Annotated in this window: 8 protein-coding genes; 4 read left to right on the forward strand and 4 right to left on the reverse strand. The window is 55.5% G+C overall.

Annotated features, from left to right (window positions below):
* Window positions 1-102 precede the first annotated feature (102 nt).
* A complete protein-coding gene (locus tag K0I63_RS11190; RefSeq protein ID WP_220081085.1) occupies window positions 103-1,518 on the reverse strand; it encodes a GNAT family N-acetyltransferase in 1,416 nt (471 codons plus the stop codon).
* Between the two features lie 118 nt (window positions 1,519-1,636).
* Between K0I63_RS11190 and ggt the strand changes: the two genes are divergently transcribed.
* Window positions 1,637-3,367: a gamma-glutamyltransferase gene (gene ggt / locus K0I63_RS11195; protein WP_220081086.1), complete on the forward strand. Its 1,731-nt coding sequence runs from the start codon at window positions 1,637-1,639 to the stop codon at window positions 3,365-3,367.
* 83 nt (window positions 3,368-3,450) lie between these two features.
* Here ggt and K0I63_RS11200 read toward each other — a convergent pair whose 3' ends face one another.
* Window positions 3,451-5,022 carry a methyl-accepting chemotaxis protein gene (locus tag K0I63_RS11200; RefSeq protein WP_220081087.1) on the reverse strand — a complete coding sequence of 524 codons (1,572 nt, stop codon included), beginning with the start codon at window positions 5,020-5,022 and terminating at the stop codon, window positions 3,451-3,453.
* Between the two features lie 189 nt (window positions 5,023-5,211).
* Complete coding sequence (locus K0I63_RS11205; RefSeq protein ID WP_220081088.1) at window positions 5,212-6,861, reverse strand: dipeptidase; 1,650 nt, start codon at window positions 6,859-6,861, stop codon at window positions 5,212-5,214.
* Window positions 6,862-7,124: 263 nt separating this feature from the next.
* On the opposite strand from K0I63_RS11205, the gene K0I63_RS11210 reads away from it, so the two are divergent.
* From K0I63_RS11210 to K0I63_RS11220, 3 genes are all read left to right on the forward strand, one after another.
* A complete protein-coding gene (locus K0I63_RS11210) occupies window positions 7,125-9,305 on the forward strand; it encodes a M3 family metallopeptidase (RefSeq protein WP_220081089.1) in 2,181 nt (726 codons plus the stop codon).
* A 311-nt stretch (window positions 9,306-9,616) separates the two neighbouring features.
* Complete coding sequence (locus K0I63_RS11215; RefSeq protein ID WP_220081090.1) at window positions 9,617-11,695, forward strand: bifunctional 2',3'-cyclic-nucleotide 2'-phosphodiesterase/3'-nucleotidase; 2,079 nt, start codon at window positions 9,617-9,619, stop codon at window positions 11,693-11,695.
* Window positions 11,696-11,810: 115 nt separating this feature from the next.
* Complete coding sequence (locus K0I63_RS11220; RefSeq protein ID WP_220081091.1) at window positions 11,811-12,413, forward strand: DUF938 domain-containing protein; 603 nt, start codon at window positions 11,811-11,813, stop codon at window positions 12,411-12,413.
* Window positions 12,414-12,549: 136 nt separating this feature from the next.
* On the opposite strand, the gene K0I63_RS11225 is transcribed toward K0I63_RS11220, so the two are convergent.
* A complete protein-coding gene (locus K0I63_RS11225; protein WP_220081092.1) occupies window positions 12,550-14,340 on the reverse strand; it encodes an acyl-CoA dehydrogenase C-terminal domain-containing protein in 1,791 nt (596 codons plus the stop codon).
* Window positions 14,341-14,588: the final 248 nt, after the last annotated feature.

The following is a 14,588-nucleotide window of genomic DNA, read 5'->3' on the forward strand; positions in this document are numbered from 1 at the left end:
AAGTTAACTTAGCTTACTTAGCTTTCTTAGCTTTCTTAGCTTTCTTAGCTTTCTTAGCTTTCTTAGCTTTCTTAGCTTTCTTAGCTTTCTTAGCTTACTTAGCTAGTCTCCCTCACGCTTGAAGGGCAAAATGGCCTCAAGCTCACTCATGTAGATTTTCATCGCCTGCGCTTCCTGCTCGATGAAATCGGCTATGGCGCGGCGAAAATCACTGTGTAAGATCTCATGCACCGAATAGGTAGGGATAGGCTCAAAGCCCCTGAGCACCTTGTGCTCTCCCTGGGCGCCGGCATCAAATTTCTTAAGGCCCTGTGCGATGGCATAGTCTATCCCCTGATAATAACAGGTCTCGAAATGCAGCCCCTCTATCTCCTCCAGAGCCCCCCAGTAACGGCCATAGAGGCAATCATTACCGACGAAATAGAGCGCCGCCGCGATGGGCTCGATTTCTTGCGCGCTCTCTGCCTCCTTCTCTGCCTTGCTCCCGACCTCACTCCTTGCCTCACTCCTTGCCTCACTCCCTGCCTCACTCCCTGCCAGGGCTTCAAGCTTGCTAGCTTGCGGGCGCTCTACCATTAAGAGGCGCACCTTATCGGCCATGTTTTTGACGACAGCGCTGAAAAAGGCGGCGTTTAAATAGCCCTGATGGCCGGAGCGCTTGTAATAGGTGCGCTGATAGCAGTGCACAAAGTGAGTGAGTTCATCCTCTGTGATTTCGGCCCCGTCGATGAAACGAAATTTCAGCCCAGCTTTTGTGATGGCCCGGCGCTCCTTGAGGATCGACTTGCGTCTGCGACTGGTAAGCCTAGAGAGAAAGTCATCGAAGCTTTGATAACCTTTATTAAACCAGTGAAACTGAGTGCCGAGGCGCTCAAGATGCCCTTGGCTCGTCAAGGGCTGCCTCTCGCTTTCTAATAGAAACAGGCTGTGCCAGCTCGATGCCGAGCAGGACTTGGCCAGCAAGTCCAGATGCTCGCCAATTTTACGAATCAGCTCAGCTTTTTGCGCCTCAGACAGATCGCCTCTAAAGCCGATGCGCGACCCCGTCACCGGGGTAAAGGGGATAGCATTGACCAGCTTAGGGTAATACTCGAGCCCGTGGCGCTCATAGGCCTGGGCCCAGGCCCAATCGAACACATACTCGCCATAGGAGTGCCCCTTGAGATAGAGCGGCATCACAGCGAGCACCTTGCTGGGATCAATCTGTCTGTCACCTCCCTGAGCACTCGCCTGATTATTCTCCCCTATTTGCCCGGCCTCGCTGACCACAAGATGCATGGGTCGCCAACCCGTCTGCTCCCCCACGCAGCCGCTTAGCTCGAGGGCATGTAGATACTCATAACGACAAAAGGGGTTAGCCGGTCCGTTCTGATCCTGCATATTCGCGATCGCCATCAGGGCATTCCACAGAGGCGCTCCCAGGATAGCGATTTGACTAACACACTGAATAGAATATGATGCCGCCAAGACCTGCTCCTTAAAAAGATGGCTTGATTTCAGCAGTGATAATCGGCACATTGAAACCAAGAGAACTGACTCAGTAGCTTAACACGCTTAATATTCTTATCACTCTTCTTACTCTTAACGCGCGTATTCATTGCAATACTTTTATTACTTTAATCATTAAGGAACCCGTGTGCGTCCAATAAAAACCTTACTCTTTGCCATCAGCCTCAGCCTGCCGCTCGTCGCAGGTCAATTTGCCCAGGCCACCGAATCCTCCATCTATAGCCACAGCGCCACAGTTCAACCTGTTTGGGCCAAACACGGCATGGTGGCCAGCCAGGAGGCCGTAGCCACTCAAGTCGGGGTCGATATTCTCAAGCAAGGCGGTAACGCGGTCGATGCGGCGGTCGGCGTCGGCTTTGCCCTGGCGGTCACCCTGCCAAGGGCCGGCAACATAGGCGGTGGCGGTTTCATGCTGGTGCATCTGGCAGAGGGGAATAAGACGGTCGCCATAGATTATCGTGAGGTTGCCCCTAAACGCGCCCACAAGGATATCTTCCTGAACGAGCAAGGTGATGCGGTCGCCAAGCTCAGCCGCGAACATGGTCTGGCCGTCGGCGTACCCGGCACCGTCATGGGAATGGAACTGGCCCTTAAGAAATATGGCACCATGACCATGGCCCAGGTGATCGAGCCCGCCATTAAGCTTGCCGAGCAAGGCATCACAGTCACCCCGGATCTCGCGACCTCCCTTGCCGGACTTAAACGCCGCATCTCCCAGTGGCCAAGCTCCAAGGCGATCTTCTATCGCCCAGATGGCAGCAATTACGAGATAGGCGAGACCCTCAGCCAAAAAGCGCTGGCCCACTCACTCAAGCTGATCAAGACGCACGGCAGCAAGGGATTCTATGAGGGCGAGACCGCCGAGAAGATAGTCGCCAGCGTCACCCAGGCCGGCGGCATCATGACCTTAGATGATCTTAAAGGCTATCGTGTGGTCGAGCGTCAACCCGTGCAGGGCGAGTATCGCGGCTACCAGGTGATCTCCATGCCGCCCCCCTCATCCGGTGGCATACATATTATCGAAATGCTCAACATGCTCGAGCCTTATCCCATCGCCAAGTTAGGCCACAATACCGCCGATACCCTGCATTTGATGGCCGAGGTGATGAAACGCGCCTATGCCGATCGCAGTGAATATTTGGGGGATCCCGATTTTGTTGAGGTACCGGTGAAAGCGCTCATCAGTAAAGACTATGCCAAGTCCCGCGCCAAGGGGATCGCCATCAACCGCGTCACCCCAAGCAGCGAAATCGCTCCGGGCAAGCTCGCCGGTTACGAGAGTCCACAGACCACCCACTACTCTGTGGTCGACAAGTGGGGCAATGCGGTGGCTAACACCTACACCCTGAACTTCAGTTATGGGTCGGGCCTGGTGGCCGAAGGCACGGGCATTCTGCTCAACAACGAGATGGACGATTTCTCAGCCAAACCCGGCGTGCCTAACGGCTATGGCCTGATCGGCGGCGATGCCAATGCAGTCGAAGGCGGCAAGCGCCCCCTCAGCTCTATGAGCCCCACCATAGTGATGAAAGATGGCAAGCCCTTCATCGTCACCGGCAGCCCAGGTGGGTCACGCATCATCAACACCACACTACAGATCATCATGAATGTGATCGATCATGGACTCAATATCGCCGAGGCCAGCTACGCCAGCCGCGTGCATCACCAATGGCTGCCAGATGAGCTGAGAGTGGAGAAGAGCCTCAATCGCGACACCATCTCGCTATTGGAAGCCAGAGGTCACAAGGTCAGCGTCAAAGATGCCATGGGCTCGACTCAGTCGATCATGATCACAGACGAAGGGCTGTTTGGCGCCTCAGATCCTCGCCGCGCAGGCAGCGCGACTGCGGGTTACTAGTATCATTCGCACTAGAATGACCCACGAAAAAGGGAAGCTAAGCTTCCCTTTTTCTTTACTCAATATTGCTACTCAATGTTTTATTACTTAATGCGCAGGCTCTGACGCCAGAACTGCTGAGACAGATGATGAGTCTTGGCCGACAGGCGCGCCACCTGACCGCCCCGCTCTGCCGCGGCCTGAGTCTGACTCAGGCTGGCAAGGGCTAGCTCATTGATCAACTGAATCGACTGGCTGATCTCGCTGGCTACCGCCGTCTGCTGGCTCATGGCCGCGGCGTTAGCATCGCTCATCTGATTGATCTTATCGATAGAGGCGCGCAGCTCCTCGAAAGAGGCATCCACCTGCTGGGCCAAGCCTACCGAGTGCTGCGCCTGACGCTGACCCGCCTGCATGGTCTGACTCGCCTTTAAGGTGCTGTCTCTGAACTTGCTGACGATCGCCTCGATATGGCTGGTCGACTCGCTGGTGCGGCTGGAGAGCTGGCGCACCTCATCGGCAACCACGGCGAAACCCCGGCCAGATTCACCGGCGCGGGCCGCCTCGATGGCGGCATTGAGGGCCAACAGGTTGGTCTGCTCGGCGATACCCCGTATCACCTCCAGTACCTCATTGATCTCCTGACTGTCCTGCTCGATAGAGGCCACCACGGCGGAGAAGTTGCTCACCTCCTGATGCAGCCCCTTGATGGCCTGGATCACCTCGACTAGCAGCTCATGGCCCTTCTCGGCCGCCTCATGGCTCATCGACATCTCTTCGGCCGCATGCTGGATATTCTGGCTCACCTCGTTAAAGCTGGCGCTCATCTCCTCCACCGCGGTAGCCGCCTGGCTGGTCTGCTGGCTCTGACTGTCGGCGCGATCCCGGGTATGACTGATGGTCTCATTCAGACTGACGCTGAGTTCCTGTATCGACTCGGCCGAGTCCGCCATGCGTCCCACGGCGCCGCCGGTTTCTGTCAGCAGATACTGCAGGGCGAAGCTGAGTTTGCCCAGCTCATCCTGACGGCCACAGTACACGGCGGTCGCCAGCGGATCGTCTATGATGCCGCTCGCCTGTTCCACCAGGGCATTAAAGGGCTTGAGGATCAGAGAGAGTCCGCCAAGTCCCAGGCCCGCTGCCAGCAGCAGTGCCAGCAGGGGCGAATAGCCGGCGAGCGCGACGCCGACGCCAAGGCTTAGCAGCAGGACCAAGCCCAAACGCTTGCCAAAACCGAGGCGCGCCGCCTTTAGCGCACGGGGCTGTTTACCGGCGTTAAGCTCGCCATAGAGGGCCTGAGCGTTATCTATCTGCGCCTGGGTCGCCTTCCTGCGCACCGATTGATATTCGTGCACCTGGCCGCCTTCCAGCACTGGGGCCACATAGGCGTTGACCCAGTAGTGATCTCCCGACTTAGCGCGATTCTTCACTACGCCAATCCAGGGCTTGCCCTGCTTGAGGCGAGACCACATGGATTCGAAGGCCGCCGGCGGCATGTCAGGGTGGCGCACAATATTGTGGGGCTGGCGATAGAGTTCATCCTGGGTAAACTCAGACACCTGAGTAAAACCAGCATTAGCGTATTTGATCTTGCCCTTAAGGTCTGTGGTCGACAACAAGATAGTGTCTGCGGCAAACACCTTCTCTTTCTGGGTGACAGGTTGGTTATTTTTCATATTATTGTTCTTCTGGGTACAAAGACGTTAGCAATGCTTATCTAACGCAATTAAAAAGTCATTGATAATTATCAACAAAGACTAAATTACCTTAAAAACAGTCAGGTTATTTTGCAAGCTTTAATCGCTGGTGCGCTGCGCCCCGGTCTTAGCCGCTTGCTTAGTCTTTTGCTTAGTCCCTTGCTTAGCCTACTCGGATAACTCCTCTGTCGATACGGCCAGCTCGACGAAGGCGGCGGTATACATCTGTAGATTGAGCATAAACTGCGCCTTGGTGATGAATTCGTGCTCGCTATGGCCGGTATATTCGACGCCGGGCATGGCGGGGCCAAAACTTAGTGCATTGGGAAACAGCTTACTGTTGGTCGAGCCGCCGATGGCCACAGGCCTTGGCGATGGCGTATCGGTAAAGTGACCAAATACCGACAGCAGGGTCTGCAGATGCGGCGCCTTATCCATCAATTTAGGCTCGCCCCAATAGGTCTCGACCCCCTTAAGCGACACACTTTGCTGCGCCTGCCAGCTCTCCAGCGCCTGATGAGTTTCTTGGTCTAGTTGCTCGGGCGTCTTGCCCACGGGGCGCCTCAGGTTAAGCACTATCTCTGTGCCCTGCTCATTTGGCTTCACCAAGGTCGCGGCCAGGGTCATGGGCCCCATAAAATCATCTTCATAGGCGATATCGCCAAACTGCTCGCCATAGAGCCCTAACCCCACCATCTGCTGAATAAACTCAGCCGTGAGGGCCGCCTCGCTGCGCGCAAAATGAATCCCCTTCAACAGCTCGGCCTGATGGGTCACGGCGTTGACGCCCGCCTCGGGCGTAGAAGAGTGGGTCGACTTGCCCTCGGCAGTGATAATCAGCTGTCCGTTAACCTGGCCTGCCGATGAGGTCTGCTCAAATTGATACTTCATCCCCTGCTGGGCGCTGGCCTTCTCCTTTAGCGCAGCGATTGTCTTCATATCTAGCCCAGAGATCTTGGCCACCGCCTGCTGGGGCACCTGGCTGGCAAAGGCGCCGCCAGAAAAACTATCTAGGCTGGCCGACGCGCCAGAGGCTGCTATACCATCCTTAGGCGTCTTGGGCATCTTAGGAATAGTCAGGCGAATTTCACTCCAGCCCTTCTCGGCAGTAACGACCGGATATTCGGCGTCTATGGTGATATTGATATCGGCGGGGGTAAATTCGGTCAAAAAGGCCTTCAGCGGCGCCCAATCTGACTCTTCGGCCAGATAAACCAGCAGCTCGATGCGCCTATTCAGAATTAGCCCCTTGTCCTTGATCGCCTTCATGGCATACATGGCGGTAACTATGGGCCCCTTGTCATCTTCGGTGCCGCGGCCAATCAGAAAGCCTGGCTGTGACTGACTGTCCAGAGTAAAGGGGTCTTGCTGCCAGAAACTGCCATCGGCGGGCTGCACATCGCCGTGTGTGATCACCCCAAGTTTCTGCTCCCCTTCACCCAGACCGATGAGCACCACATAGCCTTGGTCGCTGTAATCCAGCCCCAGGCTCTGGCTCAGGGACTTTAACTGCGCCTTGAAACCAACAAATTCGGGATGGGTCAAGGGGGTCATCCCCTCTGTTTCCACCGTCTTATAGGGGATCAGGGTCGACAGCGCGGAGATGGTCTCATCGCCATAGGTATCCAGCGCATATTTAGCCACTCGGTCGGCCAGGGCCGAGATCTTTGGCGCGGCTTGTAGAGGGGCTTTAGCACTTACATCTGAATCGGCTTGAGCACTAAGCTGTGAATCGGCTTGAGGCGCGGCAAAAGCCAGGCCGCTGCTCAGCAATAGACTTAGGGCGCTGGCGGCTTTAAGGGAGAGTTTAAGAGTCATCTGTTATTATCATTTTTAACGTCGAATTGACGCATTTTGCCACATTTATGTGCATCTAGGGTGCAAAAACAGCCAACTCAAAACATTTGTTACAAACAAAACACAAAATCGATAGATTTAACCGTCAGAAACCTGATAATGAGCAGTTTAATGTCGCCGCTTAAGCCAATTTAAGCGCAGATATTCGCGGTCAATTTGGCCGCTTAACGAGTCGTGACGCCAGATCGCGGCCTAAAACAAGCCAATCATCGGGGAATTTAACTATGAAGGGATTGACCCTCAAGCCAATCGTGTCGGCCATGGCACTCGCCATCGCCTTAGGCGGCTGTAGCGCCCAGCAAGGTAGCAGCCAGCAAGCGGAAGTCGCACCCAACGTGGTCGCGCAGCGCATCATAGACAACAACGCCAGCAACCCCTTCTTCAAGCCCTACGATACCTTCCTGGGTATGCCAGATTTCGACAAGATCAAGCCAGAGCACTACCTGCCGGCCTTCAAGGCGGGTATCGCCCAGCACAAGGCTGAGATCCAGGCCATTATCGATAACCCGGCGGCCCCTACTTTCGCCAATACCATCGAAGCCATGGAATTTGCAGGCGATCTCACCACTAAGGTGGCCAGCGTCTTCTATAACCTGACCAGTGCCGACACCAACGAGCAGCTTCAGGCGATCTCTAAAGAGGTCTCGCCTATGTTGTCTGCCGCCGGTGACGACATCCTGCTTAACGACCAGCTGTTCAAGCGCGTCAAGGCCGTATATGACCAGCGCGATAGCCTGGCGCTCAATACCGCCCAGCAGAAGCTACTGGAAGATACCTACAAGTCATTCACCCGCGGCGGCGCTAACCTGAGCGATGCCGACAAGGTTAAACTTAGAGCCCTGAACGAGAAGATCGGCAAGCTGAGCCTGGAATTTGGCGATAACCTACTGGCCGAAACCAACGCCTTCGAGCTGGTGATCGACAACGCCGCCGACCTCAAAGGTCTGCCGCAGGATGTGATCAACACCGCCGCGCAAACCGCCGAGAAGAAGGGTCATCCGGGCAAATGGGTATTCACCACCCAGCGTCCATCTATCACCCCTTTCCTCACCTACGCTGACAACCGCGAGCTGCGTGAGAAGATCTACAAGGGATACGTTGAGCGTGGCAACAATAACAACGCCCACGACAACAAGAAGATCTTGGCTCAAATGGCGGCCCTGCGCGCCGAGCGCGCCCAGTTGATGGGCTATAAGAGTCACGCCCACTTCGTGCTGGAAGAGCGCACCGCCAAGACCCCTGAAAATGTCTATGGTCTGTTAGACAAGGTCTGGCCGGCAGCCCTTGGTCAAGCCAAGGCAGAAGTCGCCGTAATGCAGGAGCTGATCGACGCCGAAGGCGGTAACTTCAAGCTGGCGGCCTGGGACTGGTGGTACTATGCCGACAAGATCCGTGTGGCCAAGTACAGCTTCAACGAGCAGGAAACTCGCCCATACTTCTCGCTGGAAAACACCCTGAAAGGCGTGTTCTACACCGCCAACCGTCTCTACGGCATCACAGTTAAAGAGCGCACCGACCTGCCTAAGTACAACGACGAAGTGCGTACCTGGGAAGTGTATGACAAAGATGGCTCGCTGATGGCGATCTTCATGGGCGACTACTATGTTCGCGACAGCAAACGTGGGGGTGCCTGGGCCAACGCCTATCGTAAGCAGTACAGAATGCATGGGGTCGAGTCTAAGCCGATTATCGTTAACGTGCTCAACTATCCACGTCCGGTAGGCGACGAGCCGGCGCTACTCACCTTCGATGAGGCAAGCACTCTGTTCCACGAGTTTGGTCATGCCCTCCATGCCATGCTGTCGGACGTCGAATACCGTTCACAGGCCGGCACCTCAGTGCCACGTGACTATGTGGAGTTCCCATCACAGGTGATGGAAAACTGGATGACCCAACCTGAAGTGTTGGCGCAGTTTGCCAAGCACTACAAGACGGGCGAAGTGATCCCTCAGTCCCTGGTTGAGAAGATCCAAGCAGCCAGCAAGTTCAACCAGGGCTTTGCCACGGTTGAATATATGGCGGCGACCAAGCTGGATCTCGACTGGCACACCCTGAGCGACTTCGAACCTAAGGATGCGGCCAAGTTTGAAGCCGATTCCCTGAGCAAGATGGGCCTTATCGAGGAGATCGCGCCGCGCTATCGCAGCACCTACTTCTCACACATCTTCTCGGGTGGTTACTCGGCCGGTTACTACAGCTACCTATGGTCTGACATCCTGGGTGCCGATGCCTTCGAGGCCTTCAAAGAGAACGGTATCTTCGACAAGGCAACCGCCGACGCCTTCAGAAACAACGTACTGTCTCAAGGCGGCAGCGAAGATCCTATGCAGCTCTACAAGCAGTTCCGCGGCAAGGAAGCGGGCATTGAGCCGCTGCTTCGCAGTCGTGGCCTCCTCGCCAAGTAAGCAGCACTCGTCAATCTAAAAAATGCACGCTCCGGCGTGCTTTTTTTATCCCGTCAAACTGCGAGATTGCGCAATTCCCGCGCAACTTGCTCAAGGGTTCACCGATTCATAGCAAGTCGATACAAACTGTCACATAAACAGTCGCTTACTGTCACAGTTTTTACATTTCATCTCTCTATAATTCGCCAGGCGGCACTCGGGGTTAAGCAGGCGAAAGATAAGCCTGGCCAAGGCCTTGCTGCACAAATGAAGCCTAACTGAAATCAACAGCGGCTTCGGGGTCAAACAATAATTAGTAGAGATTGATGGATATGTTTAATAAAAAACTATTAGCCGTGGTTATCGCATCGAGTATCGGACTCACCGCCTGTAGCTGGAACGATGATGATGAGGATACGATCACCTCGGCAAACGTGGAGCTCAGAGTACTGGAAACCACAGATCTGCACACTAACATCATGGACTATGACTACTACCAGTCTAAGGTCGATCCCACCATAGGCCTGGCGCGCACCGCCAGCCTGATCCACGCCGCCCGTAAAGAGGCAGCTAACTTCGTGCTAGTGGATAACGGTGACCTGTTGCAGGGCAGTCCCATGGGCGACTACATGGCCAAGATCGGCCTAAATGAAGGTGATGTCCATCCAGCCTACAAGGCGATGAACACCTTAGACTATGAGGTGGCCAACATAGGCAACCACGAGTTTAATTATGGCCTGGATTTCCTTGAGAAAGCCCTCAGCGGCGCCGAGTTCCCCTATATCAACGCCAACGTCTACTGCGCGGCCGATGACTGCTGGAATGACATCAAGAAAGGCGACAACCTGTTTACCCCTTACCTGATCAAGGAAAAAGTGGTCGTCGACACTCAGGGCCGTGAACACACCATCAAGATAGGTTACATAGGCTTCGTGCCGCCACAGATCATGTTGTGGGACAAGCAGCATCTGACCGGTAAGGTCGAGGCCAAAGATATCATAGAGACCGCCAAGCTGTTCGTGCCTAAGATGAAGGCCGAGGGCGCCGATGTGATCATCGCCATCCCCCACTCGGGCATTGGCTCGACGGAAAACCCAGGCGATGCCATGGCCGAGAACGCCACCTTCGCCCTCACCAATGTCGAAGGCATTGACGCCATCATGTTCGGCCATAGCCACTCTATCTTCCCCCACGCCAACTATGCCGATCTGCCCAATACCGATGTGGAGAAGGGGCTGCTCAACGGCGTGGCCGCCGTCATGCCGGGCCGTTGGGGCGACAACTTAGGGGTAGTGGATCTTAAACTGACCCTCAAAGATGGCGCCTGGTCGGTAACCGATGCCCAAACCGAGGCACGCCCCATCTATGATGGCGCCAACAAGGTTGCGCTGGTGGACGCCGACAAGGATATTCACGATGCGGTCGAGATTGAGCATCAAGGCACCCTGGCCTTCGTTGATCAGCCCATAGGGGTCGCCGCGGCCGATATGTATAGCTTCCTGACTCTGGTACAGGATGATCCTACGGTACAAATCGTCTCGGATGCACAGATTGCCCAGGTGAGCGCCAAGCTACCCGAATCGCTGCAGGGGATCCCAGTGCTCTCGGCAGCGGCCCCCTTCAAGGCGGGTGGGCGTCACGCCACCGAGGCCGATGCCTCGCAGTTCGTGCAGGTGGATGCCGGCGATCTGACCTTTAAGAACGCCGCCGATCTCTATCTCTACCCTAATACCATGGTGGCGGTGAAGATCACAGGTGTCGAGCTGAAAAACTGGCTCGAATGTAGCGCCAACCAGTTCAATCAGATCGATCCAAGCTCAAGCGAGCCTCAGTCGCTGATCAACTGGAATGGCCATCCGACCTACAACTTCGATGTGATCGACGGCGTAACCTATAAGATAGATGTCACTCAGCCTAGCAAGTTTGACCGTGACTGCGCCGTTATTGCTGGCAACGAGAACGCCCAGCGTATCGTCGATCTGGCCTACACCACGCCAACGGGCGAGGTGTTAACCGGTGATGCGCTAAGCGCCCAGGAGTTTATCGTAGCCTCTAACAACTACCGCGCCTTTGGCGGCAAGTTTGCCGGCACGGGCTCAGAGTATGTGGTGATGGAGCTGCCAGACACCAACCGTGAGGCGCTGGCCGCCTATATCACGGCGCAATCCAAGCCAAACGATCAGGGTGGTTATGATGCCATGGTTGACCCAAGAGCCGACTACAACTGGGACTTCAAGACCATCAACACTCAGGTGGCGCTGGACATCCGCTTCGAGACTCAGAACAGCGACAAGGCCGACAAGTTCATCAGCGACAACCAGCTGCGCAAGATGGAAAAGCTGGCCGAACCAGATGCCCTTGGCTTTGCCATCTACCGCATCGATCTGACCAGCGATCCCGTCGCGAAATGATCACGCTGTAAAAAGCCTCATAGTTAAAAGCGCCTACGGGCGCTTTTTTATTCGCTTGCGAACAGGCGCTGAAATATCGTAGATTGGCACTCACTGCCCACAATTAACATGCATTATGTCTCTCAGCCAACTGCCCTTTTCACAATCCTGCGAAAACAACAAGGCGCCTATTCTGGCGGTACTGAAACAGAGCTTTAGGACCACACGGCGAGTGCTTGAAGTCGGCAGCGGCACGGGCCAGCACGCGGTATTCTTTGCGGCGCACCTGCCCCATCTCACCTGGTGCCCTAGCGATCAGCCCCAATTTATCGAGCCGCTCGAGCAGCGAATCGTCCTGCAAGGCGGCGATAATATCGCTAAGCCCGTTAGCTTAGATGTCACCGCCCCCTGGCCCCTGGACTTGGGAGAGGTTGACGGCATCTTCAGCGCCAATACGCTGCACATCATGAGTGAGGCCATGGTAACCGATTTCTTCAGGGGTGTTGATCGCCACCTCAGCGAGACTGGAAGCCTCTGCGTCTACGGCCCCTTCAACTACAACAACCAATACACCAGCGATAGCAATCGCCAGTTCGATATCTGGCTCAAGCATCGCAACATCCACAGTGGCATCCGCGACATCGAATGGATAATGGATCTAGCCAACACGGCTGGCCTCAGCCTAGAAGCCGACCATGCCATGCCCGCCAACAATCGTTTGCTGCATTTCATGCGCTAACAACATCCCCCTGTCGCTTACTTTTTAAATTGGCAAGTGAAAGGGCACTAAAAAAGGGCCTTGCGGCCCTTCTTGCTAGATCGAATCTGACTCAATCCTAACTTGCCCATTCGAATCTGGCCGAATCGAATCTGGCCTAGTCGAAATCGCTGTCTTGTAACTGAGTCAGCAGCTCACAGCTACGCTCCATCTGGTAGCGAATACTCCTGGTCTGAGGCGCCCAGTAACTCATGTAGAATTTCGCCGTCACTAGCTTGTTGGCGTAGAAGGCCTCCTCTTCGCCCGCCGCCATGGCCTGATGAGCCTTAACCGCCATCCGCGCCCACATCCAGCCCAGGGCCACTATACCCAGGATCTGCAGATACCCCATGGAGGCGGAGCCTATGATGTCTGGATTCTTCACCCCATTAGCGACGATATACTGGGTCGCCTTCTCGAGATCTGTGGTGGCCTCCATCAACGGCATCAGGTAAGGTTTCAGCGCCTCATCCTCGAGATGTTTAGCCACGAACGGCTTAACCATCTCAGACCAGAGCCCCAGCGCTTCGCCTTTATCGGCAAGCAGTTTACGGCCAACAAGGTCCAGCGCCTGCACGCCGTTGGTGCCTTCGTAGATCATGGCGATGCGGCTATCGCGCACAAACTGCTCCATGCCCCACTCGTGAATATACCCATGGCCTCCATAGACCTGCTGGGCATCGACACAGGCCTTAAAGCCTTGATCGGTCACGAAGCCTTTCACCACTGGGGTAAAAAGCGCCGCTAACTTGGCCGCGATAGTCGCCGTGGCCTTGTCCTGATGACGGTGAGACTCGTCGAGCCAGAGTGCCTGCTGGCCCATCAAGGCTCTGGCGCCTTGGTTGAAGGCCTTCTGAGCCATCAACATGCGTCTGACATCGCCATGAACCAGAATCGGATCGGCCGGAGACTCGCTTGCCTTGACGCCACTTAAGGCGCGCCCCTGCAGACGTTCTCTGGCGTAACTCAGGGCATTTTGATAGGCGATCTCAGAGACCCCGAGCCCCTGCACGCCCACGCCGAGTCTGGCCTCGTTCATCATGGTAAACATGGCCCTCAGCCCCTGATGGGGTTCGCCCACCAGCTCGCCGATGGCGCCATCGAACACCATGACGCAGGTAGAGTTACCGTGGATCCCCATCTTATGCTCCAGAGCGCTGGCCTCGACGCCGTTACGGCAACCTAATGTGCCATCATCGTTCACCAGGTATTTGGGCACGGCAAACAGAGAGATCCCCTTCACGCCATCGGGCGCATCGGGCAGACGCGCCAGCACCAGGTGCACTATGTTGTCGGCCAGGTCGTGATCGCCAGATGAGATAAAGATCTTCTCGCCGCTAATGGCATAGGTGTCTTCGCCCACCGGCTTAGCCTTGGTGCGCAGCAGCGCCAGATCCGTGCCCGCATGGGCCTCTGTCAGGTTCATGGTGCCGGTCCACTCGCCCGACACCAGCTTCTCGAGGTACTTGGCCTTGAGGGCGTCGCTGCCATGGGCACGGATCGCCGCATAGGCTCCGTGGGTTAAGCCTGGATACATGGCAAAGGCCATGTTGGTCGCCGTCTTCATCTCGGTGGCAAACACCCCGATACATTCGGGAAGACCCTGACCGCCATATTCTGGGTCGCTGGTGAGTGTCGCCCAGCCGTTATCCACATATTGCTGATAGGCGTCTTTAAAGCCTTCGGGGGTGCGCACCTGACCGTCCACCAACCGGCAGCCCTGGGTATCGCCCTGGCTGTTGAGCGGCAGCATGATCTCTGTGGTGAAGTCGGCGACCCCTTGAAGAATGGCGTCAGTCAGCTCGGCGTCAATCTCATCGAATCCCTGAAGGTCATCGCGCCCATAGATGTTAAGTAGCTCGGAGAGAATAAACTGATAGTCGCGCAGTGGAGCTTGATAGATTGGCATTCCTTAATCCTTCTTTTGTCGAAACCCAAAACGAACAGGCGCTAGCCGGGACATTAGCGCTCGCTCAACTATAGTGCTCCGACCACTTTACCCAAATCTGCTCAAAAATACAGCCCTTAAACTCGGCTGTTTTATTTCAATCGTCAAAAAGCCTAAAAACAATCAAGGTCATACTACAGCTTAGCGCGAAAACTCTGTAAGCTAGGTCATCAGCTAAAATGACCAGCCCGGCTTAACTCGTGAGGAGC

Source organism: Shewanella rhizosphaerae (assembly GCF_019457655.1).
Classification (GTDB): domain Bacteria; phylum Pseudomonadota; class Gammaproteobacteria; order Enterobacterales; family Shewanellaceae; genus Shewanella; species Shewanella loihica.